This window comes from Pantoea wallisii (assembly GCF_002095485.1).
Classification (GTDB): Bacteria; Pseudomonadota; Gammaproteobacteria; order Enterobacterales; family Enterobacteriaceae; genus Pantoea; species Pantoea wallisii.
The window spans coordinates 1-17319 of record NZ_MLFS01000079.1 but is presented as its reverse complement, the minus strand read 5'-3'; the positions used below and the strand labels follow the sequence as shown (position 1 = coordinate 17319).

Sequence of the window (17319 nt, the reverse complement as noted above, 5' to 3'; positions counted from 1 at the left end):
TCGCCTGTTCAATACGTTGTTGCCACATTTACACGGCCGCGTTGTAGAACTGTTCGCTGTCAGCGTGCATCAGCTGCTCGCTGAGCTGGTGCTGCTGTTCGTTGTCGCCGTGGGTAGTCGCGGTATGCTCCGGATTCAGGCCCAGCTTGCGGAACAGAATCAGATCTTTATCCTCTTCCGGGTTTGGCGTGGTCAGCAGTTTGCAGCCGTAGAAGATGGAGTTGGCGCCGGCCATAAAGCACATCGCCTGAGTCTGCTCGCTCATCTGCTCACGACCGGCCGACAGGCGCACGTGCGAGGTCGGCATCATGATGCGGGCTACCGCGATGGTGCGGATAAAATCAAAGGGTTCAACGTCATCGTTATCCGCCAGCGGTGTCCCTTTTACCTTCACCAGCATGTTGATTGGCACGCTCTCTGGCGGTACAGGCAGGTTGGCCAGCTGTACCAGCAGGCCGGCGCGATCGTTCACCGTTTCGCCCAGCCCGACAATGCCGCCGGAACAGACCTTGATGCCCGCGTCACGCACTTTATCCAGCGTATCCAGACGCTCCTGGTAGCTGCGCGTAGTGATAATGTTGCCGTAGAACTCCGGCGAGGTGTCGAGGTTGTGATTGTAGAAATCGAGACCGGCACTGGCGAGGCGCTGCGCCTGGCTCTGCTCCAGCGTCCCCAGCGTCATGCAGGTCTCCATACCCATCGCCTTCACGCCCTGCACCATCTGCTCAAGGTAGGGCATATCGCGCTCATGGGGGTTTTTCCACGCCGCGCCCATGCAGAAACGGCTCGATCCCGCCGCTTTGGCTTTGCGCGCGGACGCCAGTACCGCCTCCACCTCCATCAGGCGTTCTGACTCCAGCCCGGTTTTGTAGCGCGCGCTCTGCGGGCAGTATTTACAATCCTCCGGGCAGGCGCCGGTTTTGATCGACAGCAGCGTACTGACCTGCACCTGACGCGGGTCAAAGTGCTGACGGTGTACCTGCTGTGCTTCAAACATCAGCTCAAGGAAAGGTTTGTCGAAAAGGGCCTGGGCTTGTGCCAGTGTCCAGCGGTTAGCCATTGCTTACTCCAGAAAAAGGGGGTTCATCCTGACGATTAACGTGGTTATACTTGTAAACTAAATCTTTTTAAAATGGTTTACAACTTCGATGTTCACTCAGGATGATCTCAACTTTGACCGCCAGCATATCTGGCACCCTTACACCTCAATGCGCGATCCGCTGCCCTGCTACCCGGTTGTCGCAGCACACGGCTGCCAGCTACAGCTGGCCGATGGGCGCGAGCTGGTGGACGGTATGTCCTCCTGGTGGGCGGCGATCCACGGCTATAACCATCCGCGCCTGAACCAGGCGCTGCAGCAGCAGATGACGCAGATGTCGCACGTGATGTTCGGCGGTATTACTCATCCGGCGGCCGTTGCGCTGAGCCGCCAGCTGATCGCCATGACGCCCGAGGCGCTGGAGTGCGTGTTCCTCGCCGACTCCGGGTCGATCGCCGTCGAAGTGTCGATGAAAATGGCGCTGCAATACTGGCTGGGACGCGGTGAAACACGGCAAAAATTCCTGACGTTAAAGCGGGGCTATCACGGCGACACCTTCGCGGCGATGTCCGTGTGCGATCCGGAAAATTCAATGCACAGCCTGTGGCGCGGCTATCTGCCTGAGCATCTGTTCGCCAGCGCTCCGGCGTGCGGATTTGATGAGGAGTGGAACGAGGCGGACTTTGCCGATTTCGCCCGGCTGGCTGAGTGCCATCATCGCGACATTGCGGCCGTGATTCTTGAGCCTATTGTGCAGGGCGCAGGCGGTATGCGCTTCTATCATCCCCGTTATCTGCAACAGGTGCGTGCACTGTGCGACCGCTATGGACTGCTGCTGATTGCCGATGAGATCGCCACCGGCTTTGGCCGCAGCGGCAAGCTGTTTGCCTGTGAACATGCGGGCATTACGCCGGATATTCTCTGTCTCGGCAAAGCGTTAACCGGCGGCACCATGACGCTCTCCGCCACGCTGACCACGCGTGAAGTGGCGGACACTATCAGCCGCAGCGCCGCAGGCTGCTTCATGCACGGTCCAACCTTTATGGGCAACCCGCTGGCCTGCGCGGTGGCCGTGGAGAGCCTGGCGATTATTCAGGAGGGCCACTGGCAGCGCCAGGTGGCGGCGATTGAACAGCAGCTGCGCACCGAGCTGCTGCCGCTGCAGGCGCACCCGGCGGTGGCTGACGCGCGCGTGCTTGGGGCGATTGGCGTGATCGAAACCCATCAGCCGGTCAACATGGCGGCACTGCAGCAGTTCTTTGTCGAGCGCGGCGTGTGGATACGTCCATTTGGCAGGCTGATCTACCTGATGCCACCTTATCTGATTTCTGCGGCGCAGCTGACGCAGTTAACGCAGGCGCTGCGCGCGGCGCTGGACGTGGACGAGCATTTCCACGCCTGAAGCGACTGGAAGTGATGCGGTTTTTCCACCATGATGGGAAACACTGTACAGGTGAATAAAGGAGAGAAAATGCGCATATTCAGCCAGGACTTTAACGACGGCGATAAGATGCCGGAGCGTCACGTTTTCAACGGCATGGGGTATCAGGGCGATAACCTCTCGCCGCACCTGGCGTGGGATGAGGTGCCTGCCGGTACCAAAAGCTTTGTGGTGACCTGCTACGATCCGGATGCGCCGACCGGCTCCGGCTGGTGGCACTGGGTGGTAGCGAATATTCCGGCTGAGGTCACCGTGCTGCCGCAGGGCGCTGGCTCCGGCGTGGCAGAGCTGCCTGAGAGCGCCATTCAGACGCGCACCGATTTCGGTCAGACCGGTTACGGCGGTGCCGCACCGCCACAGGGCGAATCGCACCGCTACATCTTTAGCGTGCACGCGCTGGATGTTGAAAAGCTGGAGGTCGATGAGGGCGCCAGCGGCGCGATGGTGGGCTTCAACGTACATTTCCACGCGCTGGCGAGTGCCTCAATCACGGTGAAGTACGCCTGATCGCATAAGGTGCGCACTCAGGCGCACCTTAATGGAGGTCGCCATGCGTGGCGACCCTGCGCGAATACCCTTCTCAATCCAGAGCGTGAATCACCACCCACATTGGTCCCTGCCCGACGGCGTAGCGCGCCAGCGGTTGCAGCAAACCGCGCTCAGCGATTTTGTACATTTCAATGTGATGCGATTTCTGCCCCACCGCCGCCAGATAGCGACCGCTGTTATCAATGTTGAAGCCGCGCGGCTGAGTCTCTGTTGGCTGATAACCCTCGATCGCCAGCACCGAGCCGTCTTCACTGATGCTGAACACGGTGATGGTGCTGCTGGTGCGGTCGCAGGCGTAGAGGAATTTGCCGTCTGGCGTAATATGAATGTCGGCTGCCCAGCGCGTATCGCTGAAGCCTGGCGGCATCATGTCGAGGCTCTGCACTCGCTCCACCTGACCCTGCACATTGTTTAGTGCCCAGACATCCACCGTGCTGTCCAGCTCATTCACCACGTAGCCGTAAGCGCCGTTGGGATGAAACGCCATGTGGCGCGGCCCTGCCCCTTCCACCGTGGTGACCTGCGACTGCGCGCGTGGCGTCAGCGTACCTTCGGCCGTCAGCTGGTAAAGGCAGATGCGATCCTGCTTCAGCGCCGGTACAAACAGGGTCTGATTATCGAGGTCGATATTCGCTGAGTGGCAACCCTCAAGGCCGTTAATCACCTGGGCCGGTGCCTGCGGCAGGCCATCGCTGCCAATCGGGCTGATGCTCACGCAGGCATCGTTATAGGAGCCGCAGAACAGGTAGTTGCCCTGGCGATCGGTTGAGATATGCGTCGGGCTGCCCGGCAACGGCGCTTCGCCGGCCAGGCTAAGCGAACCGTCAGCCGCAATGCGGAATGCCAGCACGCGAAAATTGGGGCGTACGCCACGTAGAGAAAATCTTTTTTCGGGCTCACCACCATCGGCTGCACCTGGCCGGCCACATCCGTTACCTGCAATAACGTCAGGGCGCCATCTTCCTGCAACTGCCACGCGTGGATCTGCTGGCTCTCGGGACTGGCGGTATAGACGACTTGTTTCATGCGTTTTCCTTATTCGCTGCCTGATGAAAAGAGTTAACTGTAGCGTGTTTATTCTGGGGGCGCTGGGGTGATTTGTGCCCTGTTTTTTGTCTCAGGGCCGTTGCCAGGTGTAGACTTAACGCTTTGCCAACTCCCGGATGGAACGTGTAATGAGCTACCGCGTAATCGCCCTTGACCTCGACGGCACCCTGCTGACCCCCACCAAAACCATTCTGCCCGAATCACTGGAGGCACTGGCCCGCGCGCAGCAGGCTGGCGTGAAGGTGCTGATCGTGACCGGTCGTCACCACTGCGCTATTCATCCTTTTTATCAGGCGCTGCAGCTGGACACACCCGCAATCTGCTGTAATGGCACCTATTTGTATGATTATCAGGCGAAAAAGGTGCTGGCCGCCGATCCGCTGGCGAAAAGCCAGGCGGCACGGGTGATTGAGATGCTCAACGAGGAGAATATACACGGCCTGCTGTATGTGGACGATGCCATGCTGTATCAGGAGCCCACCGGCCACGTCACCCGCACCCTGAACTGGGCGCAATCACTGCCGGAAGCGCAGCGCCCGCTGTTCCTGCAGGTGCCGGATCTGGCGCAGGCGGCCAACGATGCACAGGCTATCTGGAAGTTTGCCCTGTCGCACCCCGATACCCGCGCACTGCAGCAGTTTGCCGAACGCACCGAAGCGGAGCTGGGGCTGGCCTGTGAGTGGTCGTGGCACGACCAGGTGGATATCGCTCAGGCAGGAAACAGCAAAGGTAAACGTCTGGCGCAGTGGGTAGAGAGCCAGGGCCTGCGCATGCAGGATGTGCTGGCCTTTGGTGATAACTACAACGATCTCAGCATGCTGGAACAGGTCGGTTTAGGCGTGGCGATGGGCAATGCTGATGACGCCATCAAAGCGCGGGCGAAAAAGGTGATCGGAACCAATCTGGAGCCGGGTATCGCGGACGTGATCTATCAAGAGGTTCTGTAGCCCGTTGATGTAGAAGGTGCGCATTAATGCGCACCCTAAAAATGACGCCGTTGATTACGCCGTGATCGACACGCTCTTGATCTGTGCATAAAGCCACTGATCCGGCCGGATATTCAGCTCATCGCGTGCCCAGGGCGATATGCGCGCCCACAGTTCGCTGATGCCGATACGCAGCTTCACCTCAATCTGATCGTCCAGCTCCAGCAGCTCAACCACCTGCGCCGGTAAGATATTGCGGATTGAGGTGTTCTGCGGCGGCTGCAGCGCCAGTGAGACATCGGCAGAGGCGATGCGAATGCGCAGCGCGGTTTTGACCGGATGATTTACCCGACTGACCCAGATGTGCTGATCGCCCAGCGACAGTGCGGTCATCGGATAGTCGGGATGCTGCTCCAGTACCTGTACGCGCAGCACGCTGCTGCGCTCGGCGGGTGGCAACCACGGCCGCATGGCGCTGCTGCTCCACACCTTTTCCAGCGCGCCAAAGGCTTTGACTTTGCCGCTGTCCAGCACCAGCACGTGATCCGCCAGTTGCAGAATCTCATCCAGGCTGTGCGATACGTAAAGGATGGGGATATCCACCTGCTTTGCCAGCTTTTGCAGATAGGGCATCAGCTCACGCTTGCGGGGCAGATCCAGCGAGGCCAGCGGCTCATCCATCAGCAGGATATCCGGCGCGCTTAGCAGCGCACGGCCAATCGCCACGCGCTGCTTTTCACCGCCGGAAAGTGAAGCCGGATAGCGATTCAGTAACGCTTCAAGTCCCAGCAGCGCCACCAGACTGGCGAACTGCGGCTTCATGGCGGCAGCCATACCGTATTGCAAATTGCCGCGCACGCGGTAGTGCGGGAACAGGCGCGCATCCTGGAATACATAACCGATGCGGCGTTTTTCCGGCGGCAGATTAATGGCCTCTGCCGTATCGAACAGCACGCGATCGCTGAGCTGAATCAGCCCGCTTTGCGGCTGCGTCAGACCGCCTATGGCATTAATCAGGGAGGTTTTGCCGGCACCGGAGACGCCAAAAATAGCGGTAATCCCGCTGCCGGGGATTGCAACATCAACGTCCAGCTGGTGATCGCCCAGCCGCTGGGAAAAGTTCAGCGTCAGCATCAGGCGGCTCCTGACCGCTTGCGGCCCCAGCGCGCCAGCAGCTCTGACCCCACCAGCGACAGCAGCGCCAGCGCAATCGCCACCGCACACAGCCGTGCCGCCGTACCTTCAGCGCCCGGCGTCTCAATCAGGGTATACATTGCCGAGGGAATGGTGCGCGTTTCGCCAGGAATATTAGAGACAAAGGTGATAGTGGCGCCAAATTCACCGAGCGATCGGGCAAAGGCCAGCACGGTGCCGGCAATAATGCCGGGCAGCGTCAGCGGCAGGGTAATGGTGAAAAAGACCCGCCAGCGCCCGGCGCCAAGGGTCCGTGCCGCCTGCTCCAGCCGGGTATCGACGGCCTCCAGCGCCAGCCGGATAGCCCGCACCATCAGCGGAAAAGCCATCACCGCCGATGCCAGCGCCGCGCCGCGCCAGCTGAAGGCAAAGGTGAAGCCGAATATATCGTAGAGCCACGATCCAATAACGCCGCGACGGCCAAGCGCCAGCAGCAGCAGGTATCCCACTACCACCGGCGGCAGCACCAGCGGCAGATGGACAACGCTATCGAGCAGGGTTTTGCCCGGAAAACGACAGCGCGCCAGCACCCACGCCATCAGGATGCCAAACGGCAGACTGCACAGCACAGCCACACAGGAAACTTTCAGGCTGAGAAACACCGCCTGCCATTCAGGATCGCTCAGTATCATCTCTTCGGCGTAAATCCATACTGTTGAAATACGGCAGCGGCTTCCGGCCCCTGCAAATAGCGGTAAAAGGCCGTAACCGGTGCATTCTCATGATCTTTAACGACTGCCATCGGGTACTCCACCGGTTTATGACTTGCTTCCGGGAAGCGTCCGACCACCTGCACGTTATTACTGGCAACAGCATCTGAGCCGTAAACGATGCCGTATGGCGCTTCGTTGCGCTCTACCAGCGCCAGCGCGGCGCGCACGTTGCTGGCTGGCGCCAGCCGGGGAGCCAGCGTATCCCATGCGCCGAGTTTCTGCAGCGCTTCCTTCGCATAAATGCCGGCGGGTACGTGATCCGGATCGCCCACCGCCAGGCGCTCACCCTGCAGCAGGGTTTGCCAGTCGGTTTGGGCAGTGATCGTCACCGCTTTAGCGCCGGCACTTTTCGGCGCCACCAGCACTAAATCGTTGCCCAGCAGCGTAACGCGCGTAGAGGTCACAATACTCTCTTTCGTGACCGCATCGTCCATCCACTGCTGGTCAGCAGAGATAAACACATCTGCCGGTGCGCCCTGTTCAATCTGGCGCGCCAGCGTAGAGGAGGAGGCAAACGATGCGACCACTTCCACGCCGGTTTTTGCCTGATATTGGGTGGCAATCGCCTGCAGGGCATTAGTCAGCGAGGCCGCTGCGAACACGGTCACTTTATCCGCCGCCACAGCCTGCCCGGCCAGCGTCAGGTTCACCACGGCAATGGCCGCCCGGCAGTAAGATTTTCTCAGCATTTTACACTCCCCGTTACGTTATATATTTGATAATACAACGAGGAAATAAAGGCTGTCATGAGCTTTATATCGGCAGGAAACAGCAGGAGGTTAAAAATAAAAACGCCCGCTGACGGCGGGCGGGGAGAAATCAGTGTTGTGAGCTGTTGGCAGGACGCTCTTCGCGGCGGCCAAACTTAGAGATGACGTTGAAAACTTCGCCCAGGCCGTAGATCAGACCGAGCATAATAGCCATTACAATCGGCACCATGATGATAGCCACCGCCAGGCTTTTTAACAGTTCCAGCATGGAAACCTCACGCAGAAAATAAAAAAGTGATTGTAGCGGCTGGAGAAAAAAAGGCGCTGCCCTTTTCGTGCTTTTACGTTAGGCCTTACAATCGTTACCTTAACCTAAGGAGCCGACATGCAGGCAGAACTCTCTCTTCACATCCGTCTTCAGCAGAAGTTGTTTGCCGATCCGCGCCGCATTGAGCTGCTGAGGCGTGTACGGGAAAACGGCTCCATCAGCCAGGGAGCAAAACTGGCGGGCATCAGCTATAAAAGCGCCTGGGATGCGATCAATGAGATGAACCAGATGGCTGACCAGACGCTGGTTGAGCGCGCAACCGGCGGTAAAGGCGGCGGCGGCGCACAGCTGACGCGCTATGGCGAGCGCCTGATCCAGCTGTTTCAGCTTATGGAACAGATTCAGCAGAAGGCATTTGACGTGCTGCAGGATGACAGCCTGCCGCTGGATAGCCTGCTGGCAGCCATTGCCCGCTTCTCACTGCAAACCAGCGCGCGCAATCAGCTGTTTGGCACCGTCATCGCCAGCGATCGCCAGCAGGTGCAGCAGCATATCGGCATACTGCTGGCCGATGGCGTTACGCGCCTGCAAGTGGCGATCACCGAACGCAGCGCTGCGCGCCTGCAGCTCGACAGCGGCAAAGAGGTGCTGGTACTGATTAAAGCGCCTTGGATCCAGGTCAGCCATCATGCCATCGCCTGCGACAATCCGCTGCCGGCAGTCATCAGCGCGATCGAACCCGGCGATGAGGTCAGCGAAGTACTGATGACGTTAGCGAGCGGCGAAACGCTCTGCGCCACGGTGGCAAACAGTGAGGTGCAGCAGAATAATCTGCAGCCGGGCGAGCGCGTGACCGCCGGTTTTAATGCAGAACACGCCATCATCGCCACACTGCTCTGATCTGCCCGCCATGGTTTGACTTCATTTGCTGCACTCGCTACAACTGAGCGACACGATGCAAAAAACGGAATGAATCATGGCTTCATTGCAAATTTCGCAAGGCATATTTCACCTTAGCGACACCCGCACGCTCTCCCTGAACGACCTGACCCTCAACAGCGGCGAAAGCTGGGCGTTTGTCGGCGCCAACGGCAGCGGCAAATCTTCGCTGGCGCGCGCCCTGGCCGGTGAGCTTACGCCGGGCAAAGGGCACATAACGCAGGATTTCCAGCGCCGTACGCGTCTGTCGCTGGAGCAGCTACAGCAGCTGGTCCGCGAGGAGTGGGAGCGCAACAACACCGATCTGCTCAGCGAGGGTGAAGAGGATACCGGCCGCACCGCCGCGCAGATTATTCAGGAGGAGGTCAACGATGCGGCACGCTGTATGGCGCTGGCGCAGCAGTTTGGTATTGAGTACCTGCTCGACCGCCGCTTCAAATATCTCTCCACCGGTGAGACGCGCAAAACCCTGCTGTGTCAGGCGTTGATGGCGCAGCCGGATCTGTTGATTCTGGATGAGCCGTTTGACGGGCTGGATGTCGCTTCACGTGCCAGTCTGGCAGAGACGCTGCAGGATCTGCATCGTCACGGCTACACCGTGGTGCTGATACTGAACCGCTTTGACGATATCCCCGATTTTGTGCAACGGGTTGGCGTGCTGGCCGAATGCACGCTCACTCACGTTGGCGAACGCCACGCGATCCTCGCGGAAGCGCTGGTGGCGCAGCTGGCACACAGCGAGACGCTACAGGGTATGGCGCTGCCGGAAGCCGATGCGCCAGACCAGCTGCCGCCGCTGGCGGATGAGGCGCCGCGCGTGATATTGCGCAATGGCGTGGTGTCGTACAACGACAAAGCCGTGATTGACGGCCTCAACTGGCAGGTGAATCCGGGTGAGCACTGGCAGATTGTCGGACCAAACGGCGCCGGGAAATCGACCCTGCTCAGCCTGGTAACCGGCGATCATCCGCAGGGCTACAGCAACGATTTGACGCTGTTTGGTATTCGCCGCGGCAGCGGTGAGACCATCTGGGATATTAAACAGCACATTGGCTATGTCAGCAGCAGTCTGCATCTGGATTACCGCGTCAGCTGTAACGTGCGTACCGTGATCCTCTCGGGCTTCTTCGACTCTATTGGCCTCTACCAGGCGGTCTCCGAGCGGCAAAAGGCGCTGGCCCGCCAGTGGCTGGCCCTGCTCGGCATGGATAACGCGCTGGCTGACGCACCGTTCCACAGTTTGTCATGGGGCCAGCAGCGGCTGGTGCTGATTGCCCGTGCGCTGGTAAAACACCCTGCCCTGCTGATTCTGGATGAGCCGTTACAGGGGCTTGATCCCATCAACCGCCAGCTGGTGCGCCGCTTTGTTGACGTGCTGATTGGGGAGGGCCGCACGCAGCTGCTGTTTGTCTCTCACCACGCTGAAGATGCGCCGCAGTGCATTACCCACCGCCTGAGCTTTGTGTCACAGGCCACAGGTTACGCTTATCAGCAGGATGATTTACGCTAATTTTTTACTGCGGGTCGCCCTCTGGGGCGACCTGAAGATGCCCCGCTCGCCTTTCCCGCTCTTTATGCCGCTCTTCGCCAGACTCCAGCCAGGGAAACGCGCACAGCACGCGCTATGTAACCGCTACCATTAATCCGCCTGGATATTCAGCAAACACCGTATGCGATCCCACAAAATGAGAATCGTCACCTTGTGTAAACGATACCATTTATCCAGACTGGATCACGCTTTACTGCGCGCCGTTGTGCTACGTTGATCGCAGTGATTTTTATCTGTTTGCCGTTTACCAGGACTTGTTATGGAAAAATTTAACCCGGTTGATCATCCACATCGCCGTTACAACCCGTTGAGCGATCAATGGGTGCTGGTTTCACCTCATCGCGCAAAACGTCCGTGGCAAGGCGCGCAGGAGACCCCTGCGCTGGAACAGCTGCCGGCGCACGATCCGGACTGCTTCCTGTGCGCCGGTAACACACGCATTACCGGAGATAAAAACCCGGACTATAAAAGCACCTATGTCTTTACCAATGACTTTGCGGCGCTGATGACCGACACCCCCGATGCGCCCGAGAGTGACGACCTGCTGATGCGCTGCGAAAGCGCTCGCGGGACCAGCCGGGTGATCTGCTTCTCGCCCGATCACAGCAAAACGCTGCCCGAGCTGCCGCTGAGTAATCTGCAAGACATTGTGCGCACCTGGCAGGCGCAAACCGCCGATCTTGGTCAGCACTATCCGTGGGTGCAGGTGTTTGAGAACAAAGGGGCGGCTATGGGCTGCTCGAACCCGCATCCGCATGGTCAGGTGTGGGCCAACAGCTTCCTGCCCAACGAAGCGCAAAAAGAGGACGACAATCAGCGCCGCTATTTTGACGCCAAAGGCTCGCCGCTGCTGGTGGATTACGTTACGCGCGAGCAGCAGGATGGCAGCCGTACCGTGGTTGAGACCGACCACTGGCTGGCCGTGGTGCCGTGGTGGGCGGCGTGGCCGTTCGAAACACTGCTGTTGCCGAAAGCGCACGTAAAGCGCATTACCGATCTCAGTGAGGCGCAGCGCGACGATCTGGCCCTGGCGCTGAAACAGCTCACCAGCCGCTACGACAACCTGTTCCAGTGCTCGTTCCCCTACTCGATGGGCTGGCACGGCGCCCCTTTCAACGGCGAAACGAACGATCACTGGCAGCTGCACGCCCACTTCTATCCACCGCTGCTGCGTTCAGCTACGGTGCGTAAATTTATGGTTGGCTATGAGATGCTGGCCGAAACCCAACGTGATTTAACGGCGGAACAGGCAGCCGAGCGCCTGCGTTCTGTCAGCGATATCCACTTCCGCGAGGCGCAATAAATGTCTTTAAAATCCACTACTCAACAGGTCTTCGCTGACGTATTTGGCTACCCGGCCAGCCACAGCATTCAGGCGCCGGGCCGCGTGAACCTGATTGGTGAGCATACCGATTACAACGACGGCTTTGTCTTGCCGTGTGCTATCGATTATCAGACGGTTATTGCCTGTGCCAAACGCGACGATCGTCAGGTGCGCGTGGTGGCGGTTGATTATGATAACCAGCAGGATAGCTTCTCACTGGATGCGCCGATTGAGCCGGTTAACGAGCCGATGTGGGCCAACTATGTGCGCGGCGTGGTGAAGCACCTGCAGAAGCGCGATGCCAGTTTTGGCGGCGTGGATATGGTGATCAGCGGTAATGTGCCACAGGGGGCGGGCCTGAGCTCCTCAGCCTCGCTGGAAGTGGCGGTGGGCACGGTGTTCCGGCAGCTCTATCAGCTGGATCTGGACGGCGCAGCGATTGCGCTGAACGGTCAGGAGGCGGAGAACCAGTTCGTCGGCTGTAACTGCGGCATCATGGATCAGCTGATCTCCGCGCTGGGTCAGCCGGATCACGCCATGCTGCTGGATTGCCGTACGCTGGGCACGCGCGCGGTCTCCATGCCTGAAGATGTTGCCGTGGTGATTATCAACTCCAACTTCCGCCGAAACCTGGTAGGCAGCGAGTACAACACCCGCCGCGAACAGTGTGAAACCGGCGCCCGCTTCTTTAATAAGCCGGCGCTGCGCGATGTTACGCTGGCCGAATTTGATGCTGCAGCGCATCAGCTGGATAAGCTGGTGGCGAAACGCGTGCGTCACGTTATCAGCGAAAATGCCCGTACTCTGGAGGCCGCCGATGCATTAAGCCAGGGCGACCTGAAGCGCATGGGCGAGCTGATGGCCGAATCGCATGCCTCCATGCGCGACGATTTTGAGATCACCGTTCCTGCCATCGATCAGCTGGTGGCGATTGTCAAAGCCGAGATCGGCACACGCGGCGGCGTGCGCATGACCGGCGGCGGCTTTGGCGGCTGCATCGTGGCGCTGATGCCGCTGGATCTGGTTGATCAGGTGAAAGCCGCTGTCGCAGAGAAGTATGAAGCGCAGACCGGCCTGAAAGAGACCTTCTACGTATGCAAAGCGTCTGCAGGAGCGGGACAATGGTAAGCGACGTCAACTCTCACGCCCCCGACGGGCAACCATGGCGCATCACCGTGCTACGCAACCGCAACGGTATGGTGGCAACCTTTATGGACTGGGGTGCAACCTGGCTTTCAGCGCGCGTACCGATGCAGAATGGCAGCGTGCGTGAAGCGCTGCTGGGCTGCGCCACGCCCTCCGATTATCTGCATCAGGATGCGTATCTGGCGCGACCATTGGCCGCTACGCCAACCGCATCGCCTTTGCCGAGCTGAAAAAACTGAACCTGCTGCTGGCTGCCAATCAGGGCCCGCATCAGCTGCACGGCGGCCCGGAAGGGTTTGACAAACGCCGCTGGCAGATTCTCAGCCAGAGCGAAACGGAGGTGCACTATCGCATCGACTCGCCGGATGGCGATCAGGGCTACCCCGGTAATCTGATTGCCGATGTCATTTACCAGCTGGATGACGATAACTGCCTCTCCATTCGCTATGAAGCGAAGACCGATCGGGCCTGTCCGGTTAACCTGACTAACCATGCTTACTTCAACCTTGATGCGCATCATGGCGACGCGCGCCAGCATCGCTTACAACTGCAGGCCGATCGTTATCTGCCGGTGGACAGCGCGGGCATTCCCAATGCCCCGCTGAAAGCCGTTGCGGATACCAGCTTTGATTTCCGCCAGCCCATGTGCATCGCGGACCGGTTCCTTGCCGATGACGATCAAAAAGCGGTGAAAGGCTATGATCATGCGTTTCTGCTTAACACCGCCGGTGACTGCAGCCAGCCCGCAGCCCAACTGTGGTCGGCAGATGGCAAACTGCAGCTGAGCGTCTTTACTGCTGCGCCGGCGCTGCAGTTTTACACCGGCAACTATCTGGCAGGAACGCGTGCCCGCGAACAGGAAAGCTATACTGCTTTCCAGGGCATTGCGCTGGAAAGCGAGTTTTTACCGGATTCGCCCAACCATACCGAGTGGCCGCAGCCCGATTGCTGGCTGCAGCCCGGCGACACATGGCGCTCCGTGACGCGTTATCGTTTCACACCGCATTAAGCCGCCGGATGAAAAACGCGCACTGCGATGCCGACAGGCTTACGCCGTGCGCCGTTTTCCGCTATGGTATGGCGCTATCAGTGTGCCGCAGCAACAGGTGGCCGCAGCCGGTTTCTATCATCATTGAAACATCAAGCATTAAGGAGTAAAGCTATGGCCGTAACTAAGCTGGTTCTGGTGCGCCACGGCGAAAGCCAGTGGAATCAGGAAAACCGCTTCACCGGATGGTATGACGTTGATCTGTCCGACAAAGGTCGCACCGAGGCTAAGGCAGCCGGTCAGCTGCTGAAGAAAGAGGGTTTCGTGTTTGATTTTGCCTATACCTCCGTGCTGAAACGCGCTATCCACACCCTGTGGAACGTGCTGGATGAGCTGGATCAGGCCTGGCTGCCGGTTGAGAAAACCTGGCGTCTGAACGAGCGTCACTACGGTGCGCTGCAGGGTCTGGACAAAGCGGAAACCGCGGCTAAATATGGCGACGATCAGGTGAAACAGTGGCGTCGTGGTTTTGCTATCACGCCACCAGAGCTGGATCGCGCAGATGAGCGCTTCCCGGGCCACGATCCGCGCTACAAATCACTGAGCGAAAACCAGCTGCCAACCACCGAGAGCCTGGCGCTGACCATCGATCGCGTAATTCCTTACTGGAACGAGACCATTCTGCCGCGCATCAAGAGCGGTGAGAAGGTGATCATCGCGGCACACGGTAACTCTCTGCGTGCGCTGGTGAAATACCTCGATAACATGAGCGAAGATGAGATCCTCGAACTGAACATCCCGACCGGCGTACCGCTGGTGTATGAGTTCGATGAAAACTTCAAACCTATCAAGCACTACTACCTCGGTGATGCTGACGAGATCGCGGCGAAAGCAGCGGCCGTGGCGAACCAGGGTAAAGCGAAGTAAGTTTTCTTCGCACAATAAAAAGGCCAGACGCGAGTCTGGCCTTTTTTGTTGCCTGCGCTGCGCTTAGCCGCGACGCGTGCGAATCGCCTGAGCCAGCTGGCGCAGCGCTTTTTCGGTATCTTCCCAGCCGATACACGCATCGGTGACGCTCTGGCCGTAGACCAGCGGTTTACCGCTATCCAGGCTCTGATTCCCCTCCACCAGGTGACTTTCAATCATCACGCCGGTAATCGCCTGCTCACCGCCGGCAATCTGCTGCGCCACATCGTCTGCAACGACCATCTGACGCTGGAACTGCTTGCTGCTGTTGGCATGGCTGAAGTCAATCATCACCTGTGGACGCAGACCCGCTTTTTCCAGCCCGGTTTTCACCGCCGCCACGTGTTCAGCGCTGTAGTTCGGCTCTTTACCGCCGCGCAGAATAATGTGGCAATCTTCGTTACCGCTGGTTTCGACAATCGCCGAGTGGCCATATTTGGTGACCGACAGGAAGCAGTGCGGCGCGCTGGCCGCGCCAATCGCATCAATCGCGACCTTGATGGTGCCGTCGGTACCGTTTTTGAACCCGACCGGACAGGAGAGGCCCGAGGAGAGTTCACGGTGCACCTGCGACTCCGTGGTGCGTGCGCCAATGGCGCCCCAGCTCATCAGATCGGCCATGTACTGCGGCGTGATCATATCCAGAAACTCACCCGCGGCAGGCAGGCCGGTGTCGTTGATGTCCACCAGCAGCTTGCGCGCCAGGCGCAGACCATCGTTAATCCGGAAGCTGCCATCCATGTAAGGATCGTTAATCAGCCCTTTCCAGCCGACCGTGGTGCGCGGTTTTTCAAAGTACACACGCATCACCACCTCAAGTTCGCCTTTCAGCTCGTCACGCAGCGGCAGCAGACGCTGCGCATACTCTTTAGCTGCTTCCGTATCGTGGATAGAGCACGGGCCGATAACCACCAGCAGGCGGTCATCTTCGCCGTGCAGAATACGGTGAATGGCCTGGCGTGCCTGTGACACAGTCCGGGCCGCGTTATCGGTGGCGGGGAATTTTTCCAGCAGCGCAACGGGGGGCAGTAACTCTTTAATCTCTTTGATGCGTAAATCGTCGTTCTGGTAATCCATACTTATTCCATAAAATTTCTGGCCCCGCGTACGCCGGGCGCAACCTGTCCAATGTATCCCTTCAGGCACGAGGTGTAAATTGCGCGCATAAGGGAAATGTACGTTTCAAATTTGCATTTATGCGCTCATCAACTAAGCTTTTTAAACGTAAGCGCTAAGGAATGCCGCGCCTGCGATATTTATCTTTAAACCAAGCGTAACTGATGGGATTTTATTCCATCGCGGCACGCTATTGCGTCAATCAGCACCAGCGGGTGTGAGACGGCAACTATCCATTTATTACAGGAGCATAATGATGAATAAGTTTGCAATTATCTTTCTGACGGCAGCGATGACTTTAGGTAGCGGTGCAGCGATGGCTGCGGACAACAACAATGGCCAGGCGAACGCCTCTGCGGAAGCGGGTGCAGCGGCTGGCGGTGCTAAAGAGAATCTGCCGCCAAATAATGTTGATAACAGCAATATCAATACCGGCAATACCAATACCAACGGTGCTGCAACCTCCGGTACGGACGCCGGCAATATGTCCGCTTCGCAGGAACATAAAAATACCATGTGCAAAGATGGTCGCTGCCCGGATATGAACAAGAAAGTTGAAACCAAAGAGGGTGGCGGTGACGTCAAACACAAAACTGACGGCACTACGCAGTAATTACAGATTCAGATTTCAGGGCGAGCATTGTCTCGCCCTTTATTTTGCCCTCTGCACTTTTCCGCTATGCTGAAGCCCTGAATTTCACAGGAACAGTTCCATGGCTTCCCTGCTGCTTATTGATGATCACCCGTTAGTTGAAGTCGCGCTGGAAGCGGCTTGCCTCAATGCCCCCATTCCGCTGCAACTCTATGCCGCTACTGATGAAGCGCAGGCGCGCCAGCTGCTGCAACAGCACAATATTGATTTGATCGTGCTGGATATTGGCCTGCCGGATAGCGACGGTCTGGAGCTGCTGCGCCGGTTGCGCGCACGCGATCCGCACTGCCCGGTATTGATCTACTCGGCTCAACAGAGCCGGCATACCCTGTTAAGTGCGGTATCCTTTGGCGCCGCTGGCTATGTAGTGAAAAGCCAGAGCATGGCGCAGCTGCTGAGTGCCATCCTGGCGGTGCTTGGCGGACAACAGGCTTTCCCGCCGCTGCCGGAGCGCATTGCGCTGCCGCTGACCGAAAAAGAGCAGCAGATTGTGGCGCTGCTGGTGCGCGGCCTGTCGAATTTGCAGATTGGCGAACAGCTGCATATCAGCAATAAAACCGTGAGCACCCACAAGAAGAACATCATGGAGAAGACCGGCGTGCACTCCGTGGTTGAACTGGCCGAACTGTGGAAAGCTCAGCAGTGAAACCGCTTCTGTTACTCTGTGCTCTGCTGTTCAGCCTGCTGGCGCACGCGGAGTTGCAGCCAGCCAGCAGCGTGATGCTGCCCGCCATGATGCCAGCACCGCGCGC

At 58.6% G+C, this 17319-nt stretch carries 16 protein-coding genes and 2 pseudogenes; 11 read left to right on the top strand and 7 right to left on the bottom strand.

The annotated features are described in order from the left end of the window. Positions 1 to 28 precede the first annotated feature (28 nt). On the bottom strand, positions 29 to 1060 hold the full coding sequence (bioB, locus tag HA48_RS20140) for a biotin synthase BioB (protein WP_128602900.1): 1032 nt from the start codon (positions 1058 to 1060) through the stop codon (positions 29 to 31). Positions 1061 to 1148: 88 nt separating this feature from the next. Here bioB and bioA point away from each other — a divergent pair, with 88 nt between their 5' ends. Next, a complete protein-coding gene (gene bioA, locus HA48_RS20135) occupies positions 1149 to 2441 on the top strand; it encodes an adenosylmethionine--8-amino-7-oxononanoate transaminase (protein WP_128602899.1) in 1293 nt (430 codons plus the stop codon). A 69-nt stretch (positions 2442 to 2510) separates the two neighbouring features. Beyond that, on the top strand, positions 2511 to 2987 hold the full coding sequence (locus HA48_RS20130) for a kinase inhibitor (protein ID WP_128602898.1): 477 nt from the start codon (positions 2511 to 2513) through the stop codon (positions 2985 to 2987). A gap of 73 nt (positions 2988 to 3060) precedes the next feature. Here the strand turns inward: HA48_RS20130 and pgl are convergent. After that, positions 3061 to 4055 (bottom strand): annotated as a pseudogene (gene pgl, locus HA48_RS20125) (6-phosphogluconolactonase). 149 nt (positions 4056 to 4204) lie between these two features. Between pgl and HA48_RS20120 the strand changes: the two are divergent. Further along, positions 4205 to 5023, top strand: a complete 819-nt coding sequence (locus HA48_RS20120) for a pyridoxal phosphatase (protein WP_128602897.1) — start codon at positions 4205 to 4207, stop codon at positions 5021 to 5023. A 54-nt stretch (positions 5024 to 5077) separates the two neighbouring features. Here HA48_RS20120 and modC read toward each other — a convergent pair whose 3' ends face one another. From modC to HA48_RS20100, 4 genes are all read right to left on the bottom strand, one after another. Further along, positions 5078 to 6136, bottom strand: coding sequence for a molybdenum ABC transporter ATP-binding protein ModC (gene modC, locus HA48_RS20115; RefSeq protein WP_128602896.1), 1059 nt, complete (start codon positions 6134 to 6136; stop codon positions 5078 to 5080). Then, positions 6136 to 6828, bottom strand: a complete 693-nt coding sequence (gene modB / locus HA48_RS20110) for a molybdate ABC transporter permease subunit (protein ID WP_128602895.1) — start codon at positions 6826 to 6828, stop codon at positions 6136 to 6138. The genes modC and modB overlap by 1 nt, the downstream gene beginning before the upstream one ends. Beyond that, positions 6825 to 7598 carry a molybdate ABC transporter substrate-binding protein gene (gene modA, locus HA48_RS20105; protein WP_128602894.1) on the bottom strand — a complete coding sequence of 258 codons (774 nt, stop codon included), beginning with the start codon at positions 7596 to 7598 and terminating at the stop codon, positions 6825 to 6827. The genes modB and modA overlap by 4 nt, the downstream gene beginning before the upstream one ends. Positions 7599 to 7728: 130 nt before the next feature. Continuing rightward, positions 7729 to 7887, bottom strand: coding sequence for an AcrZ family multidrug efflux pump-associated protein (locus tag HA48_RS20100; RefSeq protein ID WP_128602893.1), 159 nt, complete (start codon positions 7885 to 7887; stop codon positions 7729 to 7731). A 117-nt stretch (positions 7888 to 8004) separates the two neighbouring features. On the opposite strand from HA48_RS20100, the gene modE reads away from it, so the two are divergent. From modE to gpmA, 6 genes and pseudogenes are all read left to right on the top strand, one after another. Continuing rightward, on the top strand, positions 8005 to 8787 hold the full coding sequence (modE, locus tag HA48_RS20095) for a molybdenum-dependent transcriptional regulator (RefSeq protein ID WP_128602892.1): 783 nt from the start codon (positions 8005 to 8007) through the stop codon (positions 8785 to 8787). Between the two features lie 76 nt (positions 8788 to 8863). Continuing rightward, the gene (gene modF / locus HA48_RS20090; RefSeq protein ID WP_128602891.1) at positions 8864 to 10336 is read left to right on the top strand and encodes a molybdate ABC transporter ATP-binding protein ModF; all 1473 of its coding nucleotides are present in this window, start codon (positions 8864 to 8866) and stop codon (positions 10334 to 10336) included. Between the two features lie 298 nt (positions 10337 to 10634). After that, positions 10635 to 11678: a galactose-1-phosphate uridylyltransferase gene (galT, locus tag HA48_RS20085; protein WP_128602890.1), complete on the top strand. Its 1044-nt coding sequence runs from the start codon at positions 10635 to 10637 to the stop codon at positions 11676 to 11678. After that, positions 11679 to 12827 (top strand): galactokinase, encoded by a 1149-nt coding sequence (galK, locus tag HA48_RS20080; RefSeq protein WP_128602889.1) that lies wholly within the window; start codon positions 11679 to 11681, stop codon positions 12825 to 12827. It begins immediately after the preceding gene. Continuing rightward, positions 12821 to 13854, top strand: a pseudogene (gene galM, locus HA48_RS20075) (galactose-1-epimerase). The gene galK and the pseudogene galM overlap by 7 nt, the downstream one beginning before the upstream one ends. 153 nt (positions 13855 to 14007) lie before the next feature. After that, complete coding sequence (gene gpmA, locus HA48_RS20070) at positions 14008 to 14760, top strand: 2,3-diphosphoglycerate-dependent phosphoglycerate mutase (protein ID WP_128602888.1); 753 nt, start codon at positions 14008 to 14010, stop codon at positions 14758 to 14760. A gap of 63 nt (positions 14761 to 14823) precedes the next feature. Here gpmA and aroG read toward each other — a convergent pair whose 3' ends face one another. Then, on the bottom strand, positions 14824 to 15876 hold the full coding sequence (gene aroG, locus HA48_RS20065; protein ID WP_128602887.1) for a 3-deoxy-7-phosphoheptulonate synthase AroG: 1053 nt from the start codon (positions 15874 to 15876) through the stop codon (positions 14824 to 14826). A gap of 292 nt (positions 15877 to 16168) precedes the next feature. Between aroG and HA48_RS20060 the strand changes: the two genes are divergently transcribed. After that, entirely contained in the window at positions 16169 to 16528 is a 360-nt protein-coding gene (locus HA48_RS20060) for a YbgS-like family protein (RefSeq protein WP_167377164.1), read from the top strand. A 100-nt stretch (positions 16529 to 16628) separates the two neighbouring features. Further along, the gene (locus tag HA48_RS20055) at positions 16629 to 17213 is read left to right on the top strand and encodes a response regulator transcription factor (RefSeq protein WP_128602885.1); all 585 of its coding nucleotides are present in this window, start codon (positions 16629 to 16631) and stop codon (positions 17211 to 17213) included. Positions 17214 to 17319 lie beyond the last annotated feature (106 nt).